17 protein-coding genes and 1 pseudogene are annotated in these 25,213 nt (G+C 38.5%); 4 read left to right on the forward strand and 14 right to left on the reverse strand.

Annotated features, from left to right (window positions below; genetic code table 11):
• Nucleotides 1-26: 26 nt before the first annotated feature.
• The 4 genes and pseudogenes from pyrH to AC6ER8_RS05430 form a co-directional block, all read right to left on the reverse strand.
• Nucleotides 27-744 (reverse strand): annotated as a pseudogene (gene pyrH, locus AC6ER8_RS05415) (UMP kinase).
• A 156-nt stretch (nucleotides 745-900) separates the two neighbouring features.
• Nucleotides 901-1,824, reverse strand: coding sequence for a translation elongation factor Ts (gene tsf / locus AC6ER8_RS05420; RefSeq protein ID WP_497077728.1), 924 nt, complete (start codon nucleotides 1,822-1,824; stop codon nucleotides 901-903).
• 102 nt (nucleotides 1,825-1,926) lie between these two features.
• A complete protein-coding gene (rpsB, locus tag AC6ER8_RS05425) occupies nucleotides 1,927-2,706 on the reverse strand; it encodes a 30S ribosomal protein S2 (protein WP_497077729.1) in 780 nt (259 codons plus the stop codon).
• Nucleotides 2,707-2,874: 168 nt separating this feature from the next.
• Entirely contained in the window at nucleotides 2,875-3,711 is an 837-nt protein-coding gene (locus AC6ER8_RS05430) for a cell envelope integrity EipB family protein (protein ID WP_497077730.1), read from the reverse strand.
• Nucleotides 3,712-3,855: 144 nt separating this feature from the next.
• Between AC6ER8_RS05430 and AC6ER8_RS05435 the strand changes: the two genes are divergently transcribed.
• Nucleotides 3,856-4,317: a RidA family protein gene (locus AC6ER8_RS05435; protein ID WP_497077731.1), complete on the forward strand. Its 462-nt coding sequence runs from the start codon at nucleotides 3,856-3,858 to the stop codon at nucleotides 4,315-4,317.
• A gap of 133 nt (nucleotides 4,318-4,450) precedes the next feature.
• On the forward strand, nucleotides 4,451-4,873 hold the full coding sequence (locus AC6ER8_RS05440; RefSeq protein WP_497077732.1) for an HIT family protein: 423 nt from the start codon (nucleotides 4,451-4,453) through the stop codon (nucleotides 4,871-4,873).
• Nucleotides 4,874-4,895: 22 nt separating this feature from the next.
• Here AC6ER8_RS05440 and clpA read toward each other — a convergent pair whose 3' ends face one another.
• Together clpA and clpS are read right to left on the reverse strand one after the other, a co-directional pair.
• Nucleotides 4,896-7,247, reverse strand: coding sequence for an ATP-dependent Clp protease ATP-binding subunit ClpA (gene clpA / locus AC6ER8_RS05445; protein WP_497077733.1), 2,352 nt, complete (start codon nucleotides 7,245-7,247; stop codon nucleotides 4,896-4,898).
• A gap of 6 nt (nucleotides 7,248-7,253) precedes the next feature.
• Entirely contained in the window at nucleotides 7,254-7,637 is a 384-nt protein-coding gene (gene clpS / locus AC6ER8_RS05450) for an ATP-dependent Clp protease adapter ClpS (RefSeq protein ID WP_497079619.1), read from the reverse strand.
• A gap of 231 nt (nucleotides 7,638-7,868) precedes the next feature.
• Between clpS and AC6ER8_RS05455 the strand changes: the two genes are divergently transcribed.
• Nucleotides 7,869-9,218 carry a D-alanyl-D-alanine carboxypeptidase gene (locus AC6ER8_RS05455; RefSeq protein ID WP_497077734.1) on the forward strand — a complete coding sequence of 450 codons (1,350 nt, stop codon included), beginning with the start codon at nucleotides 7,869-7,871 and terminating at the stop codon, nucleotides 9,216-9,218.
• A gap of 32 nt (nucleotides 9,219-9,250) precedes the next feature.
• Nucleotides 9,251-9,529 (forward strand): hypothetical protein, encoded by a 279-nt coding sequence (locus tag AC6ER8_RS05460; RefSeq protein ID WP_497077735.1) that lies wholly within the window; start codon nucleotides 9,251-9,253, stop codon nucleotides 9,527-9,529.
• Nucleotides 9,530-11,077: 1,548 nt separating this feature from the next.
• On the opposite strand, the gene AC6ER8_RS05465 is transcribed toward AC6ER8_RS05460, so the two are convergent.
• From AC6ER8_RS05465 to rplA, 8 genes are all read right to left on the reverse strand, one after another.
• Nucleotides 11,078-12,469: an L-serine ammonia-lyase gene (locus AC6ER8_RS05465; protein ID WP_497077736.1), complete on the reverse strand. Its 1,392-nt coding sequence runs from the start codon at nucleotides 12,467-12,469 to the stop codon at nucleotides 11,078-11,080.
• Nucleotides 12,470-12,822: 353 nt separating this feature from the next.
• A complete protein-coding gene (locus AC6ER8_RS05470) occupies nucleotides 12,823-13,512 on the reverse strand; it encodes a nitroreductase (protein ID WP_497077737.1) in 690 nt (229 codons plus the stop codon).
• 406 nt (nucleotides 13,513-13,918) lie between these two features.
• Entirely contained in the window at nucleotides 13,919-14,071 is a 153-nt protein-coding gene (locus AC6ER8_RS05475; RefSeq protein WP_497077738.1) for a hypothetical protein, read from the reverse strand.
• 260 nt (nucleotides 14,072-14,331) lie between these two features.
• On the reverse strand, nucleotides 14,332-18,543 hold the full coding sequence (gene rpoC, locus AC6ER8_RS05480; RefSeq protein WP_497077739.1) for a DNA-directed RNA polymerase subunit beta': 4,212 nt from the start codon (nucleotides 18,541-18,543) through the stop codon (nucleotides 14,332-14,334).
• Nucleotides 18,544-18,713: 170 nt separating this feature from the next.
• Nucleotides 18,714-22,865 (reverse strand): DNA-directed RNA polymerase subunit beta, encoded by a 4,152-nt coding sequence (rpoB, locus tag AC6ER8_RS05485; protein ID WP_497079621.1) that lies wholly within the window; start codon nucleotides 22,863-22,865, stop codon nucleotides 18,714-18,716.
• 289 nt (nucleotides 22,866-23,154) lie between these two features.
• The gene (rplL, locus tag AC6ER8_RS05490; protein ID WP_012231477.1) at nucleotides 23,155-23,526 is read right to left on the reverse strand and encodes a 50S ribosomal protein L7/L12; all 372 of its coding nucleotides are present in this window, start codon (nucleotides 23,524-23,526) and stop codon (nucleotides 23,155-23,157) included.
• A gap of 101 nt (nucleotides 23,527-23,627) precedes the next feature.
• Nucleotides 23,628-24,146, reverse strand: a complete 519-nt coding sequence (rplJ, locus tag AC6ER8_RS05495) for a 50S ribosomal protein L10 (protein WP_497077740.1) — start codon at nucleotides 24,144-24,146, stop codon at nucleotides 23,628-23,630.
• A gap of 360 nt (nucleotides 24,147-24,506) precedes the next feature.
• Nucleotides 24,507-25,211, reverse strand: a complete 705-nt coding sequence (rplA, locus tag AC6ER8_RS05500; RefSeq protein ID WP_497077741.1) for a 50S ribosomal protein L1 — start codon at nucleotides 25,209-25,211, stop codon at nucleotides 24,507-24,509.
• Nucleotides 25,212-25,213: the final 2 nt, after the last annotated feature.

Below are 25,213 nucleotides of genomic sequence, written 5' to 3' on the forward strand. Positions count from 1 at the left end.
CTTCAATTATCTTTTGAAGATTACCTTTATTCCGATACTATTGTAAAGCGTCCAGTTCCATTCAAGACCTTAGCCAAACCGCCTTTTTCATGAATAGAATACACTATAATCGGTACATTGTTTTCACGAGCTAAAGTGACTGCCGTTGAATCCATCACCGATAATCCCCATTGCAAAATCTCAGCATGCGTTAATTGATCAAAACGCTTAGCCGTAGGATCTATTTTGGGATCTGCTGAATAAATACCATCAACTTGTGTTCCTTTAAGAAGAACATCCGCACCGATTTCCGCTGCCCGTAAAGTCGCAGCAGAATCAGTGGTAAAAAATGGATTTCCTGTACCGCCCGCAAAAATAACAACTTTTCCCTGATTCATATAAGCTATTGCTTTACGTTGTGAGAAACTTTCACAAATTTGTGGCATAGCAATCGCAGAAAGTACAACGGCTTCGACCCCTAATTTTGTTAATGATGTTCGCAATGCTAAAGAATTAATAGCCGTTGCAAGCATTCCCATATGATCACCCGTCACACGATCTCCTCCATGCGAAGCAACAGCAACACCACGAAAAATATTTCCCCCCGATAACGACTGCAACTTCTATCCCCATTGCTCGCACTTCTGCAATATCAGCAGCAATACGGTCAACAACAGAAACATCAATGCCAAAACTTTGCCCCCCCATAAGAGCTTCACCAGAAGCCTTTAAAAGAATACGTTTATACGGAAGCGCTAATGCCATTCATAATCTCCCCAAAAGCACATTGTCTTTTTGCTTTTGACACCACGAAGGGCACCACTTCTTTCACGTGACGCCCTCTCAAACAATTATATTGTTTTACTCAAAGACCCTAAAACCAATAATGGCTTTAAATCTCTAATCAAGAGTTTGTAATAACTAGCCTTTTGCAGCTGCCGCAACCTCTGCAGCAAAATCAGACTCCTCTTTTTCCACACCTTCACCCAGTGCAAAACGAATAAAGCCTGTAATCTTTGCTGGAGCACCAATTGATTTCTCAGCATCTTTTAAAGCAGCTTCAACGGTCATATCAGGATTCATAACAAAAGCTTGAGAAAGCAAAACAACCTCTTCAAAAAACTTACGCATACGTCCTTCTACCATTTTTTCAATGATATTTTCAGGTTTTCCAGACTGACGCGCTTGATCTGAAAAAATTGCTTTTTCACGTTCAACAGCACTAGCATCAACATCTTGTGCTGTAAGCGCTAATGGATTGGTTGCCGCAATATGCATGGCAACCTGCCGCCCAAAAGCAAGAGCAGCTTCTTTATTTCCTGTTGTTTCAATTGCAACCAAAACACCAAGTTTCCCAAGCCCATCAGCCACACTGTTGTGTATATAAGTCGCCACAACACCATTCTCAACAGATAATTTAGCAGAACGACGAAACGTCATGTTCTCGCCAATAGTACCAATTGCATCTTTAATCGTAACGTCTACAGTCTTCTCAGAGCCTGGATAAAGAGAAACAGCAACAGATTCAACATCACCTGGCGTATCCAAGGCAGCAGTTGCTACGTTGCGCACGATATCTTGAAATCCATCATTGCGTGCAACAAAATCTGTTTCAGAATTAATCTCAACCAAAACTGCCTGTGAATCTTTTGATACAACTCCTATTAATCCCTCAGCCGCCGTACGACCAGCCTTTTTATCTGCTTTAGCTATTCCTTTTTTACGAAGCCAATCAACAGCAGCTTCCATATCACCATTGGTTTCTGCTAAAGCAGCTTTACAGTCCATCATACCGGCGCCCGATAATTCCCGAAGTTCTTTTACTTGTGCAGCAGTAACGCTCATATTTGCCTCTTTATTCTGTAACAGTGAAAGCGTGCAAACTTCCTCTGCACGCCTATACCCTTTTCTTTCGATAATAAAAGTACCTTAATTAGGCGTTTTATATCACTCAGGAACTGCTGAAACCGCGTTTTCTTCCAAAACAGGCTCCACAGGTGCCTCAACTTGAGCTCCTAAATCAATACCCATCGCACCTTGCTGGCGCGCAATACCATCAAGAGCAGCACGAGCAAAAAGATCACAATAAAGCGAAATTGCACGTGAAGCATCATCATTGCCTGGTATTGGATGTGTTACATCATCGGGATCACAATTGGTATCAATAATAGCAATCACTGGAATACCCAAACGTTTCGCTTCTTGGAGTGCAATATTTTCCTTATTTGTATCGATAACAAAAATAAGATCTGGAACAGAGCCCATATCTTTAATACCACCAAGCGCACGATTAAGCTTTTCACGGTCACGTTCAAGATTTAAACGTTCCTTTTTGGTAAAGCCTTGGGCTTCAGCAGCAAGAATTTCATCAAGCTTACGCAAACGATGAATCGAATTGGAGATTGTTTTCCAGTTCGTCAACATACCGCCAAGCCAACGCGCATTAACATAATATTGCGCTGAACGATTCGCCGCATCAGCAATAATTTCAGAAGCTTGCCTTTTCGTTCCAACGAACAGAATGCGACCACCACGCGCAACAGTATCTGAAACAAGCTTAAGCGCTTGATGTAAAAGTGGAACAGTCTGAGCAAGATCAATAATATGAATATTATTCCGCTGCCCATAAATATAGGGAGTCATTTTAGGATTCCAGCGATGAGTCTGGTGACCAAAATGCACACCTGCTTCTAAAAGCTGGTGCATCGTAAAATCGGGTAGTGCCATAAATTTTATCCTTTCCGGTTTAACCTCCGCGGAAAAAAGCAGAAAAAACTGCTACCGGCGGATGCTTACTAGACTTTTTTTACAAATCATTGGCAAACACCCAAACTCCGCGTGTGGAATAGCGCAAACATACTAATATTTGATTCTTTTTCAAGTCATTTTCTTCAATCATTTAATATTTGCATTTTCACATTGATCAAGATCTTTTCCAAGCTCGAGAAATTCGAGACTATTCAATTTTGCACGCACTGAAAAAGTACCATAATCGATACGAAGATCACGCATAACACCATTTTCATTTAAGAGAAAACTGCTTTGATAAACCGGCAAACCATCTTTATTTTCTGCATCATCAAAATAAGAGATTGTAATAGGCCAATATTCTTCTTCATTCAGTTTTTTCATTTTTTCCGTTTCGCTATCAGATAAAAGCGCCGTTTTTTTTCCGATAACGATACTTTCTTTTATAACTTTATCGGCTTTATTGGTCCCATCAAATACAGTAACATTATAAAAGTGATCTCCTGCTTTTGCATGGCGGATAATATTCTTTAGTTGCATTATTGGAAATTCAGCCATGGCAAGCTTATACTCTTTTTCCTTTGGCTTCTTTAAAGTAACTGTAAGTCCATCTTCAGTACGCTGTGCTACCCCTTCAGCACGATGTGCAACCTCTTCTCCCTCTTGATCGGTAATATCAAAACGAAATGTACGACTATCCCCCGTTTCATAACTCGTCGTCTGTTGATCTGTTAAACGTACTGGCATATCATCAATGTGAGTACGGCTAATAAAACGAAAACGTGTGCTATAGCCCTGACATGGAGAACCGGTAAGCTCATAAACCATTCGCCCTGACATCCCTGAAATTGCCATTTCATGAGAGACGCTATCAAGATGAAAATCATAAATTGCTCGATGAGGCACAATAAAAATAGGCTCTTCAGCTCTCACAGTACATAAAAAAATACTATATAAAATTATTATAAATAATAATCTAATCATTCCTAACTTCCAAACTTTATTCCCGTTGCGTAACATTATACAATAAAGCAAAAAAGGCTCATTTCTCAATTAACCACACATTTCCTTCAGTCAGAAAATAGGTTATGCAATGAATGTATATAGAACAGCTATGGAGTTTAAACTATGACCAATGTGATCGAAAAAAACTTAGAAAAGCTCGGTATCACTCTTCCTGAAGCAACGCAACCTCTCGCCAATTATATTACTACTTCACAAAGTGGTAATCAAATCTTTATTTCTGGACAACTTCCTCTTATGAATGGAAAGCCTACAGCCATTGGTAAAGTTGGTGCAACTGTAAATACTCAGCAGGCAAAACAAGCAGCCGAAGCTTGTGCTCTTAATATTCTCGCTCAACTTAAAAAAACTCTAGGAGACTTAAATAAAATAAAACGCGTAGTAAAAATTACTGTTTTTGTAGCTGTCGATCCTCATTTTACCGATATCCCTTTTGTTGCCAATGGCGCTTCTGATTTATTCGTTAACATTCTTGGTGAAATTGGAAAACACGCCCGTTCTGCTATCGGTGTTGCTTCTCTTCCTATGGATGTTCCTGTAGAAATTGAAGCTATCATAGAAATTTAAATTTTTATTAAAGACATTGTCTCTCTTAAATATAACTGAAATCAAAATATTCTTTGTCTTACACTCTGATAAAACTTGCGTTTTTTTGTTTTGAAATTAAAATTCTAAACTTACAATAAAAGGAAATATTCGTATGAAACAAGCTTATGACAATAACAATATTTTTGCTAAATTAATTCGTAATGAAATCCCTTCTGTTCGTGTTTACGAAGATGATGATGTTATTGGTTTCATGGATATTATGCCACAAGCTCCAGGTCATACGCTGGTTATTCCTAAAAAAGGCTCTAGAAACTTACTTGATGCCGATCCTGAAACGTTATTTTCTGTTATTAAAGCTGTTCAAAAAATCGCCAATGCTGTTAAAAAAGCTTTTCAAGCAGATGGTATAACGGTCATGCAATTTAATGAAGCAGCGAGCCAACAAAGCGTTTACCATCTTCATTTCCACATTATACCACGTATGACAGGAATAGAACTTTCCCCCCACAATGAAGTAATAACACCTACAGAAATACTTGAAGAGAATGCCAAAAAAATTCGTGCTGCCCTATAATAGGCCCTCTTGTAACACGTTCTTAAGATGTTGTGCTTTTCTTTCCTACAGCTTTTTTATTAAAATTCTTTGTTTTACTTTTCTTTGAGCCAATAGATATATCGGAAGAGGAAATTTTTAACTGTAATCTTTCTTTTTCGCCATTTGATTTTTGTGTCAATACGCGAACGATGCCACCGTTACGTAACTTTCCAAATAAAATTTCATCCGCTAATGGCTTTTTAATGTATTCTTGTATAACACGGCCTAATGGGCGTGCTCCCATCTGAGAATCATATCCTTTATCGGAAAGCCATAAAGTTGCAGAAGGACTTAATTCAAAAGAAATTCCCCGATCAGCTAACTGTGCTTCAAGCTGAAAAATAAATTTTTGCACGATCTGATTAATCGTTAAGTGCGATAAAGGTGCAAACGGAATAATTGCATCTAACCGATTACGAAATTCTGGTGTAAATAACCGATTGATTGCTTCTATATCCTCACCATCGCGATTAACTTTTCCAAATCCAATCGCTGATTTTGCCATATCTGAAGCACCAGCATTGGTTGTCATAATTAAAATAATATTACGGAAATCAATTTTCTTGCCATTATGGTCTGTTAATCGACCATAATCCATGACCTGCAATAAAATGTTAAATAACTCTGGATGAGCTTTCTCAATTTCATCAAGCAATAGGACTGCATAAGGCTTCTGATCAACTGCATCTGTAAGAAGACCTCCTTGATCAAACCCTATATAACCTGGAGGAGCACCGATTAAACGCGCTACCGTATGGCGTTCCATATATTCTGACATATCAAAACGTAAGAGTTCAATGCCTAAAGATGATGCCAGCTGTTTTGCAACTTCAGTTTTTCCTACACCTGTTGGTCCTGAAAATAAATAACTTCCTATTGGTTTATCTGGTTCGCGTAAACCAGCTCGAGCCAATTTAATGGATGACACTAATGCAGAAATGGCCTGATCTTGCCCATAAACAACATGCTTGAGCTCCCTTTCAAGCTTACTCAATATCTTCTGATCATTCCGCGAAACTGTTTTGGAAGGAATTCTTGCAATTGTCGCAACCGTCGCTTCAATTTCCTTAACACCTATCGTTTTTTTACGCTGTTTTTGTGGCAAAAGCTTTTGCGCCGCACCACTTTCATCAATAATATCAATTGCTTTGTCTGGTAATCTACGATCAACCATATAACGTGAAGACAGTTCTACCGATGCCTTCATCGCCTGATCGGTATATTTGATCTGATGAAAATCTTCAAAGTAAGGCTTCATCCCCTGCAAAATCTTAATCGCATCAGGAACAGAAGGTTCATTAATATCAATCTTCTGAAAACGGCGCTCTAAAGCACGGTCTTGTTCAAAAAATTTTCGATATTCTCTGTAAGTTGTTGACCCAATACATCGCATAGTTCCAGAAGACAATACAGGTTTTAAAAGATTTGCCGCATCCATATTTCCCCCTAATGTTGCCCCTGCTCCAATTAAGGTATGAATTTCATCAATAAATAAAATAGCATCAGGACAAAGCTCAAACTCTTTAATCACTTGCTTTAATCGTTCTTCAAAATCACCACGATAACGGGTACCAGCAACAAGTCCCCCCATATCAAGAGAAAATATCGTTGCATTTGATAAAATGTCAGGCACTTGTCCATCAACAATACGCTTTGCCAATCCCTCAATTATAGCCGTTTTTCCCACTCCAGGATCACCAACTAAAAGCGGATTGTTTTTTGATCTTCGACATAAAATCTGAATCATGCGTGAAATTTCTCTTTCACGGCCAATTAATAAATCAATTTTTCCATTCCGTGCTTTACAATTGAGATCAACACAATAACTCGTTAAAGCACTTGTTACCCTTTCACCATTGTCTGAAATCTGCTGATCTAATTGCTCTTCAAGTCCTTCAAGTAACATAGATAACCCATCATCACGCGTGATACCATGTGAAATAAAACGTACAGCATCATAGCGTGTCATTCCCATCTCTTGAAGAAAATAGGCTGCATGGCTTTCACGTTCAGAAAAAATTGCAACAAGAACATTGGCTCCCGATACTTCATCTTTTCCTGCTGATTGAGCATGTATCACCGCACGTTGGATAACTCGCTGAAAAAAAGTCGTAGGCTTTGTATCCTCATCAGCTTTAATTTGTTCATCTAACTCTGAGCGAAGATAATTGGTTAAGCGTTCTCGCAATTCCTCTATATCTACTTGGCATGCTTGAATAACCAAATTTGCATCGGCATCATCTAATAACGCAAGGAGAAGATGCTCTAATGTTGCATATTCATGCCGCGCTTGAGTAGCAATTGTTAATGCACGATGTAAAACCTCTTCAAGGCTAGGTGTAAAAGATGGCATAATTCCTCACTTCCATTCCATTACACATTGTAATGGATGTTCATTTTGACGTGCACACTCCCTTACTTGTTCTATTTTCATTTCAGCCACTTCATAAGTATAGGTTCCACATTCGCCTATCCCATTATGATGAACATCTAACATAATCTGCGTTGCCTCTTCGAAACTTTTTTTGAAAAAGTTTTTCAAAATGAAAACAACAAAGTCCATAGGTGTGTAATCATCATTAAGTAAAAGGACACGATATAATTTAGGTTTTTGGAGTTTTTGTCTAGCCTTAGGTATTATAACCACATCATGCCTACCCCCCTCCCAACTCTTGCCCTTTTCATGATGCATAATATTATGCATAATATAAGGTATAGGATTTATTATGAGTGTTTGTCCCATTATCGTTTTCCATGCAGCATATTTTTTATTAATTTTAAGTTCTTTCACAACTATTGCAATAGCTCTTTCGTATAAGAAAAGACTTTCCTCTATGGTTAGATTTAAATCACTCATAAAATAACTTCTGTAAACAAATTAGTAATACCATTCGTCTAAACTGCACCAACTTGTTACAAAAAAGAAAACTTTATAGAAGTTTTTTAGGGTAAATGGAGAAATAGGATACTGCAAGTGTATATTAACGGTCAGAAAATTATGTGCTACTATAAAAAAATAACAATTTCTTTTGTTATGTTAGCTTTTTCTTATTGTTGGGCATCAGCGACACCTCAAGGAGCTTATCCTGATAAGTATGCGGCCATTGTTATTGATGCCTCTACGGGAAAAACGCTCTTTCAAGCCAATGCAACACTGAAACGTTATCCTGCCTCTTTAACAAAAATGATGACATTATACCTCCTATTTGAAGCAATGCAGATGGGTCGTGTGACACCCAATACACCAATTCCTGTTTCACATTACGCAGCAATGCGCCCACCGACAAAAATTGGATTTAAAGCAGGCCAAACAATTTCTGCAGAAGCTGCCGCTAAAGCACTCATTACAAGATCCGCAAATGATGTTGCTGCAGCCATTGCAGAATATCTTGGAGGCAGTGAAAAAAAATTTGCTCGAATGATGACCGCAAAAGCCCGTAAACTTGGCATGAAACATACGCATTTTGCCAATGCTTCAGGACTGCCGGATGTGCACAATTATTCTACAGCACGAGATATAGCTACTTTGTCATTAGCTCTGCGTAAACATTTTCCAAAACAATATAAATTGTTCAAAATAAAAAGCTTTAATTTCCGTGGACATACCATTAACAGCCATAATAAACTCGTCAAAATAATGAAAGGTGTTGATGGAATTAAAACAGGATATACACAAATGTCAGGTTCTAATTTAGCAACTTCGATGCGTCTTGAAGGGCGCTCTATTGTCGCTGTTGTTATGGGAGGAAAATCATCTACTGCACGTGACGAACATATGGCGAGCTTATTGAATCGATATTTACCAAAAGCAAGCCAAATGAAAAGTGATAAACATTTAATGGCCTCTGTACACTATCATTTACCCAATGGTGCCAATACGCCTATACCGACTATTAAAGCTGATTCAAATAATTTTGACGATGAAATTTCGACTCTGTTAACAGCATTTGCAGAACAACCCAAAAACTCCAATATCGCAATAACGGCTGTAAATAAAGTAATTATACCAATACCTAACCCTCAAAAAATTATACCTGTTGAGACTCATAAAGTTCTAACTGCCTCTTTGTCCACAAACGCCGGATGGGCTATCCAAATTGGTTCTCTTCCTAGTAAAGAACAAGCCAAAACTTTGCTTGTAAAAGCAAAAAATACAGCTTTTTCTACTTTAAAGCACGCCTCTTCACATATGCAACTGTTTGAAAAAAAGGGGCGGCGTTATTATCGAGCCCGCTTTACAGGGTTTCAATCAAAAAAAGAAGCATTTGATGCTTGTTCTACATTAAAGAAAGCAAATTTTAACTGCTATACTGTAGCCTACTAAAAGTTTTTGAATTCTGCGTTAAGGATAGTATTATGACAGATAATGCTTTTGCTTCATTCTATAAAAAAGAAATTTTATTGAAGCAATCATCCCTCATTTCATTGCGTTCTCTTCATGATGCTGCAGCAAAACTTGCTGGTTTAAAATATAATCCAACTATATTAGATACACAATCTCTTGTTAATCTTCTCATTTGCCAAACAATGCGCAACCGTCGCCTTATAATGCCTCCTGTACGTATTCATTTACGCGTTGCGAGCCAAACTGGTAACGTGCCTATTAAAATCCGTTTAGGAGCAACAAATATTTAATTCTACCAATCCTCTCAAAAAAAGAGAGTTTCTTATTGCATCATTATCGACATTTTAGAAAAGCCTTTGAACTGACATATTTTTTTAATCATAAGAATTATGCTAACGGCTTTTCCAACTATCCAAATATCCTCAAGATTCTAATTAGACCTTTTTTAAGGATATAAAAAATACCAAATATGTTTCCACTTTTTAATTTAATATAAAAAAGTGTCCTTGATATCTATCTGGAAAAAATAAATATCTTTATTGGATGAATGACTTATCACTTGATGAGATTATTGTAAAAGTTCAATCAAGCCCCCCTTTTAATAACGACTTCCTCTACAATATAAACGCTGTAAAATAAACGCTGTAAAAAGTAATCTAAGCCCTTTTTCTTGTATTTCTTTCAACAGACAAAGCAAATTTAGACATACAAATATTATTGATAAAAAACGAAAAAATATCAAAATTAAAGATCATTACACGCTTTTCATAAGATTTTAATTTTAATAATGAACTGCTTGACAATTTTTCTTTGATGAAATTCAAGCAAGAAAAAAACTTAAAGGAGCATGATAATTTATTTTTTCATATTCAATGAAAAATTTTCGTAAGATTTTCCTCTATTGAATCCATCAAAATTATTTGTTTACTCATCACAAAAAGGATCGGCATGTAAAACTATTAAAAAAGAAAACAAAATACCTCTTATGGACTGTCTCAAATACCAAGAGTTTTTGTAACATTGAGAGCTGATAAAAAGAATGGTAATATTCATTTGCTCCCTTTATAAATCAAGATGCTGATATTCTGTCAATTTTATACCAATTATGAGTGCCATCTCGAAATAGGTATGACGAGCATTGAGAAATACCTCTTTAAGACAAACTCATGAACAAGCGACATGATAATGTTCTATTATATACATTCTATTCTTCACCAAAGTTTTTGATAACTATTTTCAATGTATACGTTATTATTTAGTTTAACTTTTTTGACAGTACAGGATTTATAAAATAAAAATTAAGGATTAATATTTTATCATATATCTTTGTTTTAAAAATAATTTTTAACATATCAGATGTCTAAAAGAATTTTACTTTTAAAGAAATTAATTTTTTAAAGCTCCCCTCGCACCCCATCATCATTTAGATTTAAAGAATTTCTCTCGATAAAGGTTTAATTTTTCATTCTTTAAAAGATATTGCTACAGAAATTTTTAAAAGTCATAAGACCTAAGAAAAAAGTAATGAGAGATTGAACGCTCATTTTACTTTATGCGCTCATATTTTTTCTTAGTGAGACTGTTTTCCCATTTCAGGAGATACGTTAAACAGATACAAGAAATACTCTCCCTTAAATCTTGCTAGCAAAGACTATTTCTTGTTAAAAACAATACAAAATACATCTCTAATTTACTTCAAGCATGCTGGTGAATTAAATTTAAATTTTGATTAATAAGTAAAAAACTCAACCTTTTTAGGAACAACAATGTGATCATTTCACAAAGATTGCAACCATAGATTTAAAAAATATTCCAGCTCCTAACAAGAGATCGCATTCTTAACAAGACGTCACATTAACTGCGAGTCCACCTTTACTTGTTTCTTTATAGCGTTCACTCATATCATGACCGGTTTGGCGCATTGTTTCTATACAAGCATCAAGAGAAACAAAATGATCTCCATTACCATATAATGCCAGAGAAGAAGCCGTTACTGCCTTAACAGCCCCCATTGCATTACGCTCAATACAAGGAACTTGTACAAGACCTGCAACAGGATCACACGTCATTCCTAAATGATGCTCAAGCGCTATTTCCGCTGCATTTTCAATTTGAGCCGGTGTTCCACCTAACGCCGCGGTCAATCCTGCAGCAGCCATTGAAGATGCTGTTCCAACTTCACCTTGACATCCAACTTCTGCACCAGAAATAGAAGCATTATGTTTGATAACGCCACCAATAGCGGCTGCCGTTAATAGAAAATTATGTATTCCCTTTTGATCTGAACCATCATTAAACTGAAGATAATAACGCAAAACTGCTGGGACAACACCAGCCGCCCCGTTTGTAGGTGCTGTAACAACACGACCACCAGCGGCATTTTCCTCATTGACTGCCATAGCATATACCGAAAGCCAATCATTTGCCCAAAGTGGATAATTGTAATTTTTCTTTTGTTTTTCCAAAAGCGTTTCATGCAGCTTTTTAGCACGCCTTAAAACATGTAATCCACCAGGCAACTCCCCTTCTTGTGCAAGACCTCTATCAATGCAACTTGTCATTGCTGAAAAAATTTTATCAAGCCCTGCATCCAGAGAAGAGCGCTCTATCTTTGTTTCTTCATTTAAGCGCTTCATTTCAGCAATTGAAAGCCCTGATTTTTCTGCCATTGATAACATTGTACGCGCAGAATCAAATGGATATGGCACGTCAGGCACTTCTGCTTGTACATTATCACTCATATGATTTAATTCATCTTCAGTCACTACAAAGCCACCACCGATAGAATAATAAATCTGCCGCAATAAAACATTCCCCTCCGTATCAAGTCCTTCAAACGCTAGCCCATTGGTGTGTCCAGGTAAGATTTCCTTTCGCTCAAAAATAAGATCACTTTGTGAATCAAACTGATAAGCAGGATGACCTTCTGGTTGTACTTTTTTTTCACGTATAACTTTTTCTAACAGGAACGCCATGCTATCAGGATCAACCGTGGAAGCTTTTTCTCCTAAAAGTCCTAATATGATAGCCCTATCTGTCGCATGACCAATACCTGTGAAAGCTAAAGAGCCATAGAGATAAACACGTATACGCGAAACTTGAATATCAGATGACTGAGAAAAGTCTCGTATCTTTTGCAAAAACATATTGGAAGCTGTCATCGGCCCCATTGTATGTGAACTAGAAGGACCAATCCCAATTTTAAAAAGTTCAAAAACAGATAAAAACATGCATCCCCTCAAAACTACAGTACAGCTTGAGCATATACGCTTTTTTATAACGTTTATCCCGTTTAGAATCAAATTGCGAGATAAACTAAAAAAATAACAGCGATAAACACGAATGTCGCGCGCCTTGCGACCACCCAACATTTTCTTTCTATAGTGCTTTCCATTATTAGCCAACCTTCAAAACGGACAATGCTCCTAAAGTCATCACTTTAATTTCTTCATTTTTCAAACGTAGTAAAATAAGTGCTAATATGCAATAGTAAGCTTTCAACAAGAATAAGAGATTCTGGATGAGGGTGTTTTTTATCATACCAAAGTTCTTCAAAACATATGCTTCATTATATAAAACTATCCTATGGACATCTTTCAATGAAACGTACAAAGTTTTCTAAAGGTTCTCGTTCTGTCTCAAAATTGTTTTCTGGAGCACTTGTATCGCGATAACCAAGTGCCATACCACAAATAATATTGCGATCAGAGGGGATAGATAAAAGGCTACGAATTTGCTTATGATAATCCGCAAAAGCTGCTTGAGGACAGGTATCTAATCCAAATCCACGTGCTGCTAACATAATGGTCTGCATAAACATCCCCAAATCAAGCCAACTCCCCCTTTCCATATCATGATCCATTGTAAACAGGAGTCCTACAGGTGCATCGAAAAATAAAAAATTTCGTGCTTTTTGATGAATCATTTTTTCTTCATCACCTTTTTCAATTCCAAGACTCTGATAAAGATCCAAACCAACTTTTTGACGCCTGGAAATATAAGGCTCGCGCCACTGACGTGGATAATAATGATATTCACGCTCTCCTTTTACACCTGAAAGCACAAGTTGGGAAAGTTCTTGCCCTACTTTTTGTAATATACTTCCCGTAAGCACAATTACTTGCCATGGCTGAATATTTGTTCCAGATGGTGCACGTGCTGCAAGTTTTAAGATTTCTTTGACTGTTTCCAGACTAACTGATTGATTAGTAAAAGAACGAATTGACTTTCGTGACAAAATAGATTGAAAAATATTCATAGGAGAAACTGGCATTCTCTTTACTTTCTTTATGAGTTTTTCCCTATCAAGGACAATATACCGCGCAAATACTCTTGCAACTTTTTTGAAATGCTCTATTTCTTTAAATTAAGCTGTGTTCAATACCCCCATTAAAGATAATACAACCTATCTCTTTTAATAGAAAGGAAATTATCTAAAAGAAGATGAAATAATTTTTATAATCAATGTTCCACCTGCTCAACTTCGCTAAGCTCTCAAAAAAATCTCTTTAATTTATTTTTAAATTCTGCTGAAAATCATCAATATCACGCTGATATCTACTTTGAATCAGTTTGCTTTTATAAACTCCTGAACTTAATTTCTTAAGCTTTTTTTCATTATCAAGTGTTTTTCTCATTATTATACATGTGATATTGCAAACAATGAACATCTAACTCTTTTAGCATGCAGCATTTTGTTTTAGCTTATAGCGATCCGTTTTGTATAAAGCACGCCAGAAAGGAAAAAGAAATCCGTCTTCTTCATAATAAGGAAAAATCCAAACTGTTATTGAAAATACACGTGTCAATTCATCCAATTGAATAATACTCATACATTTTATCATTCTATCTTCATAGATCGCATTCTTATAAGAAATATGTCTATTTCTTATAACAGATATCAATCAAAAATCTTCTTAAAATTCGAAATCAGCCGCCCTTGTAGAAACTCCTTCTTTCCTTGAATATGGATTTTAAATTTCACATATCTTAAAAAACAACTTTCTCTACTGCTTAAAGAACTTTAAAATGAAAAAACGTCTGAATTTTCTATTCAGACGTTTTTATATTTATTAGGGGTATTATCCTAAAATTATTCAGCAACGGCTTCAGTTGTCATATTTGTCAACATAGCCTTAGCCATTTCATTTTTACTAGACTTACGTTGCTCATCAACAATCAAATCATCACGAACTGCTGCAATACGACGGATTTGAGAAATTGTACCTCCTGTACCGGCAGGAATAAGACGACCGACAATAACGTTCTCCTTAAGTCCTTGTAAAGTATCAATTTTACCAGAAACTGCCGCTTCAGTAAGAACACGGGTTGTTTCCTGAAACGATGCCGCCGAAATGAAAGAAGGCGTTTGAAGAGAAGCTTTTGTAATCCCAAGAAGAATGGGATTACCAGATGCAGGTTTCTTCCCTTCTGCGATCAAATTATCATTGATTTCATCAAGTTCAATACGATCAACATTATCACCTGGAATATAACCAGAATCCCCAGATTCAGTAATTTCAACTTTTTGCAACATTTGACGAACAATCACTTCAATGTGCTTGTCATTAATAAGAACCCCTTGCAAACGATAAACCTCTTGAATCTCATTAACAAGGTAAGATGCTAAAGCTTCAACGCCCTTAATCGCCAAGATATCATGAGGCGCTGGATTACCATCAAGGATATAATCGCCTTTTTCAATTTGATCGCCTTCTTGGAAGTGAAATAACTTACCTTTCGGAATTAAATATTCTACTGGCTCAAGAGTTTCATCATTTGGTTCTATAATAATACGACGTTTATTCTTATAACCACGACCAAATCGAATCGTACCACTGACTTCAGCAATAATCGCATGATCCTTTGGACGACGTGCTTCAAAAAGTTCAGCCACACGTGGTAGACCACCTGTAATATCTTTCGTTTTGGCACTTTCCATTGGCAAACGAGCAATCACATCACCAGCCTTAACATGAGCACCAAGTTCAACAGAAAGAATCGTTTCTACTGACATCATATAACGGGCTTCACCTCCCTTATACAATTTAGCAATGGATTCGCCTTTTTTATCTGCGTGAATAATAATAGCTGGTTTGAGATCTGCACCACGTGGATTAGCACGCCAATCAATCACCAAATGCTTTGTAATCCCCGTAGATTCATCAGCTGTTTCAGTGACCGATAAACCATCAATCATATCTTCAAATCCTACGTAGCCATCAACTTCCGTTAAAATCGGACGTGTATAAGGATCCCATTCTGCTATACGCTGACCACGTTTAACCACATCACCATCATCAACAAAAATATGCGCACCATAGCTCACACGATGCACCACGCGCTCTTTTCCTAACTCATCCTTGATAAGGATAGCCATATTACGCCCCATAACAACCAAATGGCCTTCAGAGTTGCGAACCACATTACGATTACGAATCTCTACCGTACCTTCATAAGATGCTTCTAAATACGATGAATCAACAACCTGCGCTGTTCCTCCTAGGTGGAAAGTACGCATAGTAAGCTGTGTTCCTGGCTCACCAATTGACTGAGCAGCAATAACACCAACGGCTTCTCCCTGATTAACAGGTGTTCCACGTGCCAAATCACGGCCATAGCATTTAGCACAAACACCAAGACGTGTTTCGCATGTTAAAGCAGAACGAATTTGAACAGATTGAATTCCCGCTTCTTCAATCTTCGCAACATCAGCTTCCTCAATCATCGCTCCACCTTCAAGGATAACCTCTCCAGAGACGGGATGTAAAATATCAATAAGCGCTGTACGACCAAGAATTCTTTGCCCTAGAGAAGCAACAATTTGTCCTGCATCAACAATTGGCTGCATGGTAAGCCCTTTTGCTGTGCCACAATCAACAGCCGAAATAATAGCATCTTGTGCAACATCAACAAGACGCCGTGTTAGATAACCAGAATTCGCCGTTTTTAATGCAGTATCAGCAAGTCCTTTACGTGCACCATGCGTGGAGTTGAAATATTCGTTAACAGTTAGACCTTCCTTAAAATTTGAAATAATAGGTGTTTCAATAATTTCACCCGATGGTTTTGCCATCAATCCACGCATACCAGCCAATTGCCTCATCTGGTTAGCAGAACCACGAGCCCCAGAATGCGACATCATATAAATTGAATTCATGGGCCGTTGACGACCTGTTTTTGGATCAAAATCAACAGCTTGAATCCGTTTCATCATTTCATCTGCAACGCGATCGGTACATTTACCCCAAGCATCGACAACCTTATTGTATTTTTCACCTTGTGTAATCAAACCATCATTATATTGCTGTTCGTACTCCTTAGCCAAAGCTTCTGTTTCTGCAACCAAACGTGACTTGCTATCAGGAATAACCATATCATCCTTACCAAATGAAATTCCTGCACGACAAGCATAAGAAAAACCAAGCTGCATAATACGGTCACAAAAAATAACCGTCTCTTTTTGTCCACAGTGGCGGTAAACATGATCAATCATTTTAGAAATATTCTTTTTCGTCATTTCTTGATTGACAATATCAAATGAGATGTCAGGATTTTTCGGTAAAAGTTCACCGATAATCAAACGACCAGGTGTCGTATCATAAAGTTTAGCAACTTCTTTTCCATCCTTACCGATACTTTTAACACGACCTTTAATCTTTGTATGAAGCGTTACGACCTTATTTTCCAAAGCATAATGAAGCTCACCTATATCGGAAAAAGCCATTCCCTCACCTGGTTCTTTTTCAGAAACAATCGAAAGATAATAAAGACCAAGAACCATGTCCTGTGATGGAACAATAATGGGGGCACCATTGGCTGGATGAAGAATATTATTGGTCGACATCATCAAAACACGAGCTTCAAGCTGTGCTTCAAGAGAAAGCGGAACGTGAACAGCCATCTGATCACCATCAAAATCCGCATTAAAAGCGGTACATACCAATGGATGAAGTTGGATAGCCTTCCCTTCAATTAAGATAGGTTCAAAAGCCTGAATTCCCAAACGGTGCAATGTTGGTGCACGATTAAGTAGAACAGGATGTTCACGAATAACCTCATCCAAAATATCCCAAACTTCTGGATGCTCTTTCTCAACAAGTTTTTTTGCTTGTTTTACAGTTGAGGAATACCCTTTCGCATCAAGTCGCGCATAAATGAAGGGCTTAAATAATTCAAGGGCCATTTTCTTGGGAAGACCACATTGATGTAATTTTAATTCAGGACCTGTCACAATAACAGAACGCCCTGAGTAATCAACACGCTTTCCAAGTAAGTTTTGACGAAAACGACCTTGCTTACCTTTTAACATATCTGAAAGAGATTTTAACGGACGTTTATTGGCTCCCGTAATTACACGCCCGCGCCGCCCATTATCAAACAACGCATCAACAGCCTCTTGCACCATACGTTTTTCATTGCGTACAATAATCCCAGGAGCACGTAATTCAATCAGCCGTTTTAAACGGTTATTACGATTGATAACACGCCGATAAAGATCATTGAGATCTGATGTCGCAAAACGCCCACCATCAAGTGGAACAAGTGGACGTAAATCCGGTGGAATAACCGGAATTGTTTTCATAATCATCCACTCTGGCTTATTTCCAGATTCAAGAAAATTTTCAACGATCTTAAGTCGTTTAATCAATTTTTTCTGCTTTAACTCTGAAGTTGTTTCAGCTAATTCAAGACGCAAATCATTGGCTATTTTATCGAGCTCCATACTCGCTAAAAGCTCGTAAATAGCTTCAGCACCAATCATCGCTGTAAACTGATCTTCTCCAAACTCATCAATAGCGAGCATATATTCTTCTTCAGAAAGAAGTTGGTGGAGTTTAAGGGAGGTCAGCCCTGGCTCGGTTACAATATAATTTTCAAAATAAAGAACACGCTCAATATCTTTTAAAGTCAAATCTAAAAGTGTAGAAATACGACCTGGTAACGATTTAAGAAACCATATATGTGCAACAGGCGCTGCAAGCTCAATGTGCCCCATACGTTCACGACGTACACGCGAAAGAGTCACCTCTACGCCGCATTTCTCACAAATAATCCCCTTATATTTCATGCGTTTATATTTGCCGCATAAACATTCATAGTCTTTAATCGGGCCAAATATACGCGCACAAAAAAGACCATCACGCTCTGGTTTAAAAGTCCGATAATTAATCGTCTCAGGCTTCTTAATCTCACCATACGACCAGGACAAAATTTTCTCAGGACTCGCAATAGAAATACGAATAGAGTCAAATGTCTGCGCTGGCGCTTGAGGGTTGAAAAGATTCATGACCTCGTGGTTCATGCTGGTCTCCTTCAAAGATTCTTAGAACCTGTTGTAATATCTTACTCATTCTATAACAGATCTTCTTTTAAAAGACATTTACTTTTAAAATAATCTGTATGGCCTTAATAAGGTTATTGAACCTCGTATAAGTAATCAGAGCGCACTCATTTTCTAGTGCGCTCCTTGAATTATTGTTCTGCTGTATCAGATAGCACACGCTGTGCAATGAGTTCACGTGCATCATCAAGCTCTACATTCAGAGCGAGTGAACGCATTTCTTTCACCAACACATTAAAGCTTTCAGGTATTCCGGCTTCAAATGTATCATCACCACGCACAATCGCTTCATAGACTTTTGTCCGCCCCGCAACATCATCCGATTTTACTGTCAACATCTCTTGCAAAGTGTATGCTGCACCATAAGCTTCAAGTGCCCATACCTCCATTTCACCAAAACGCTGACCACCAAATTGTGCCTTACCGCCTAATGGCTGCTGCGTAACAAGCGAATAAGGACCTATAGAACGCGCATGAATTTTATCATCAACAAGATGGTGCAATTTCAACATGTAAATATACCCCACCGTTACTGGACGATCAAAAGGCTCTCCCGTACGACCATCATAAAGCGTAACCTGCCCTGAGCTATCTAATCCTGCGTCTTCAAGCATCATATTGATATCAGACTCATGGGCTCCATCAAAAACAGGTGTTGCAATTGAAACCCCTTTCTTCATTTGCAATGCCAACTTATAAAGGCTTTCGTTATCATACTGACGCACAGGTTCATTATGATTATCATCAGGCATAAGATTTTCAATACGCTGACGCAGAGGGAGTATATCACCAGTCTCTTGATATAATTCTAACAAATCACCAATCTTCTTGCCCATCCCCGCACATGCCCAGCCAAGGTGTGTCTCAAGAATTTGTCCAACATTCATACGACTGGGCACACCAAGTGGATTTAAAACGATATCAGCATGGGTTCCATCTTCAAGAAATGGCATATCCTCGACGGGAAGAATACGTGAGACAACACCCTTATTGCCGTGACGTCCCGCCATCTTATCTCCTGGTTGAATTTTACGCTTCACAGCCACAAAAACCTTAACCATTTTCATGACACCAGGAGGCATTTCATCACCTCTTTGGACCTTTTCAACTTTATCCATAAAGCGACGTTGTAACGCTTCTTTTGATTCATCATATTGCTTGCGCAAAGCTTCAATTTCATTTTGAAGCTTTTCATCCTCAACGGCAAAATGCCACCACTGCGATCGTGGATAATTCCCCATTACCGTACTATCAAGCTTTTTGCTTCCCGAAAAGCCTTTTGGACCTTCTACAGCGACTTTACCGGTCAGCATATCCGTAAGGCGCGCATAAACATTGCGATCAAGAATCGATTGCTCATCATCACGGTCTTTTGCTAAACGCTCAATTTCTTCACGCTCAATGGCCATAGCGCGTTCATCTTTTTCTACACCATGGCGATTAAAAACGCGAACTTCAACAACAGTCCCAAATGTCCCAGGAGGCATGCGCATAGAAGTATCACGAACATCTGACGCCTTTTCTCCAAAAATTGCACGCAAAAGCTTTTCTTCCGGTGTCATCGGACTTTCACCCTTTGGTGTAATCTTTCCGACCAAAATATCACCTGGTTGAACTTCAGCACCAATATAAATAATGCCAGCTTCGTCGAGATTTCTTAACGCTTCTTCCGCAACGTTCGGAATATCACGGGTAATTTCCTCAGGCCCAAGTTTTGTATCACGGGCTGCAACTTCAAATTCTTCGATATGGATCGAAGTAAACACATCATCTGCAACAATGCGCTCAGATAACAAAATGGAATCTTCGTAGTTGTATCCATTCCACGGCATAAAGGCGACAAGAACATTCCGCCCAAGAGCCAAGTCACCAAGATCCGTAGAGGGTCCATCTGCAATGATATCACCTTTCTCTACCCGATCACCCACATGCACAAGAGGACGCTGATTAATACAGGTAGACTGGTTAGAACGCTGAAACTTTTGTAAGCGATAAATATCAACGCCCGATTTTGAAGGATCTAAATCTTCTGTTGCACGGATAACAATACGGGTAGCATCAACTTGATCAACAATACCGCTACGTTTTGCACTCACCGCAGCTCCTGAATCGCGCGCAACAACGGATTCCATCCCCGTCCCAACAAATGGCGCTTCCGCGCGAACAAGAGGAACGGCCTGACGCTGCATATTCGATCCCATAAGCGCACGATTCGCATCATCATTTTCCAAAAAAGGAATAAGTGCGGCTGCGACTGAGACCAACTGTTTTGGTGAAACATCCATCAAATCAACATAATCACGCGGCGCCATTAAAACTTCACCCGCATGACGACAAACAACAAACTCTTCTATAAAACGTCCTTCACTGTCTAATGAAGAATTTGCTTGTGCAACATAATGCTTTGCTTCTTCCATCGCTGAAAGATAAATAACTTCCTTGGTGACTTTACCATCAACAATTTTTCGATATGGGCTTTCAATAAAGCCATATTTATTAACCCGCGCAAATGTTGCTAAAGAGTTAATAAGACCAATATTGGGGCCTTCTGGTGTTTCAATCGGACAAATACGACCATAATGGGTAGGATGAACGTCACGCACCTCAAATCCCGCACGCTCACGAGTCAATCCCCCTGGACCAAGAGCAGAAAGACGGCGCTTATGGGTAATTTCCGACAGCGGATTAGTTTGATCCATAAACTGTGATAATTGTGAAGACCCAAAAAACTCACGAACGGCTGCTGCGGCAGGCTTTGCATTGATTAAATCCTGCGGCATAACTGTATCAATTTCAACGGATGACATACGTTCTTTTATCGCACGCTCCATACGAAGGAGACCAATGCGATATTGATTTTCCATCAATTCCCCAACCGAACGAACGCGACGATTACCAAGATTATCAATATCATCAATTTCACCACGACCATCACGCAATTCAACCAACATCTTCACAACAGCAAGAATATCCTCTTGACGTAAAACGCGGACCGTATCTGGACAATCAAGATCCATACGCAGATTCATCTTAACACGTCCAACAGCTGAAAGATCATAACGCTCTGGGTCAAAAAACAATGAATGAAACATTGCTTCTGCTGTATCAATTGTTGGAGGTTCACCTGGACGCATTACGCGGTAAATATCAAATAATGCATCTTGTCGACTTTCATTTTTATCTACCTTTAAAGTATTGCGGATATAGGCACCGATATTCATGTGATCAATATCAAGGATATTGATTTGATCAGCACTCACATCAAGCAAAGTTTTTAATACTTTTTCATCAATTTCATCGCCAGCTTCAAGATAAATCTCACCTGTCTCATAATTGACGATATCTTCGGCAAGATAACACCCTAATAAATCATCTTCACTGACTTTAACCGCCTTGAGGCCCTTTTCTGCCAAAGACTTTGCGCTACGAACTGTTAGCTTTTTCCCAGCTTCTGCAACAACTTCACCACTATCTGCATCGATAAGATCAGAAATGAGCTTCATGCCTTTAAAACGATCAACAGAATAAGGAACACGCCATCCTTCTCCATCACGTTCATAAGTCACTTTATCATAAAAGGTTGACAAAATATCTGAGGCATCCATACCTAATGCCATCAAAAGACTGGTAACAGGAATCTTGCGCCGCCGATCAATACGCGCATAAATGATGTCCTTAGCATCAAACTCAATGTCCAACCAAGAGCCACGATATGGAATAACACGAGCAGCAAAAAGAAGCTTTCCCGATGAATGAGACTTCCCTTTATCATGATCAAAAAAGACACCAGGAGAACGATGCATCTGAGAAACAATCACGCGCTCCGTACCATTAACAATAAAGGTACCATTTGTCGTCATTAAAGGCATATCGCCCATATAAACGCCTTGCTCTTTAATGTCTTTGATATCTTTTGACCCCGTATCCTCATCAACATCAAAAACAATCAAACGTAATACGACCTTTAATGGGGCCGCATAAGTTAAATCACGTTGACGACATTCTTCAACATCAAACTTCGGTAAATCAAATTCATAACCAACAAACTCAAGCATAGCTGTACCGGAAAAATCGGAAATAGGAAATACCGATTTAAAAACAGCTTGCAAACCTTCATCTGGTCGTCCACCTTTCGGTTCCTCAACCATGAGAAACTGATCATATGACGCTTTTTGAACCTCAATAAGATTCGGCATCTCTGCTATTTCAGGAATCTTACCAAAAAATTTGCGTACCCGCTTACGACCATTGAATTGAGACATCATTGCGTGAGTCTGAGCCATCATCGCTCCTTGATCCTTACTCTTCAAGATAGACCAACCTTGAAAGCCTTACATCATTAACCTGCATATGCAGATCAGTTCACTTGACACCCAATAATGAGCATCGTTAACTTTTCCCACCAAAACAAGCCATTCATCTATTTGGCTCTATGATGAGGAACGAGAAATCCAACCTATACCATAACTGTTATAAAACCATTGGAAAAAGGTTTTCTTACTCATTACTTTCCCTCTTTATCTAAGAGATAAGAAAATCGGCGAACATTTATGTCCGCCGATACAATTAAACTTATTTAAGTTCAACTTTAGCACCAGCAGCTTCAAGTTGAGATTTAATTTTTTCTGCTTCTTCTTTCGAAGCCCCTTCTTTAATAGGCTTAGGCGCCCCTTCAACAAGATCTTTTGCTTCTTTAAGACCAAGTCCTGTCAGAGCACGAACTTCCTTAATAACATTAATCTTTTGTGCGCCACCTTCAACAAGAATAACATCAAATTCTGTTTTTTCTTCAGCAGCTGGAGCAGCCGCACCAGCAACAGCAGCAACAGCTACAGGAGCAGCAGCCGAAACGCCCCATTTTTCTTCAAGCAACTTAGAAAGCTCTGCAGCTTCCAAAAGAGTTAAGTTAGAAAGGTCTTCTACGATCTTTGCTAGATCAGCCATTTTTAAATTCCTTCAATTAAAAGATTTGAACCATTGTTTAAAATTTATTCAAAAAACAGAAAAGCAGCAAAACTTTCCCATAAATATGAATACAAACAGCCTTAAGCCGCCTTATCCTCCTGAGCATATGCTCCAATGACACGTGCAACCTGACCAGCAGGTGCATTAACAACCTGTGCAATACGGGTCGCAGGGGTAGAAATCATACCCACAATTTTTGCCCGCAACTCGTTGAGCGAAGGCAATGAAGCCAATGACTTCACAGCGTCTACACTCAAATTCGTTGCACCCATTGAACCACCAAGGATGACAAATTTGTCATTGCTTTTCGCAAAATCAACAGCAACTTTCGGTGCTGTAATTGGATCTTCTGAATAAGCAATAAGCGTCTGCCCAGTAAACAAACTTGCTATCGATTCAGATTCCGTGCCCTGAAGAGCGATTTTAGCAAGACGGTTTTTGGCGACTTTAACGGCACCGCCAGCTTCACCCATTTTTGAACGAAGATCGTTCATCTGCGAAACTGTCAGACCGGAATAATGTGCAACAATAACAGAACCAGACTTCTTAAAAGCCTCGTTAAGCCATGTAACAAACTCGCGTTTTTCCGCTCTATTCACTGTCTTTCTCCATTTAACAGATTTGTTTAGAACAAATCTGTTGGTTACCTTTGATAACATAAAAATATTTCATGTCACCGATGAGGATCCTGTCCCCTTTTCACGCATAGCATTCAAAGGTAACCCTGGCTCAAACCCTTCAAGTCTTTTTAACTCTCAGTTTTTTTACCCCAGTCTCATGCAGGTTTTTCTTGATTAAGATACTTAAAAGCATCACCTACAATCTCGGACAGGATATTCCGGAATTTCTTCCGGTATAACCTAAGCCTTATAAAGCTTAGATAGCTAAATGCCTGTTAAAACTGACATTTAAAATATAACTTTGATAATCACATACCTCAAAAAAATTATAATTCAGACCTATACTGACTCTGAACGAACTGTTGCGGGATCAACTTTAATGCCAACCCCCATCGTTGAAGAAACAGCAACACGCTTAATATACTCACCTTTCGCGCCTTGCGGTTTTGCTTTAATAACTGCACTTGCAAAGGCTTTAATATTTTCCACGACTTTTTCAACGCCAAAAGAAGCCTTCCCAATACCAGCATGTACGATACCAGCTTTTTCAACACGAAACTCGACAGCACCACCCTTAGAAGCCTTAACAGCACCAGAAACATCAAGTGTTACGGTACCAACTTTCGGATTTGGCATCAAACTCCGTGGCCCTAAAATCTTACCAAGACGACCAACAAGAGGCATCATATCTGGCGTTGCAATACAACGATCAAAGTTAATTGTTCCCCCATTAACGCTTTCAAATAAATCCTCAGCACCCACAATATCAGCTCCTGCAGCCTTAGCTTCCTCAGCCTTGTCGCCACGAGCAAAAACAGCAACACGAATATTTCGTCCCGTACCGTTTGGCAAATGAGCAACACCTCGAACCATCTGATCAGCATGACGAGGATCAACACCCAAGTTCATTGAAATTTCAATTGTCTCATCAAACTTAGCAACAGCACGCTCCTTAACCATTGAAACGGCATCTTTTAAAGCGTAAAGTTGATTAAAATCAATATCTTTTCGGATATTCTTTATTCTCTTTGCTACTTTTGCCATAA

Source organism: Bartonella sp. SL320 (genome assembly GCF_059687635.1).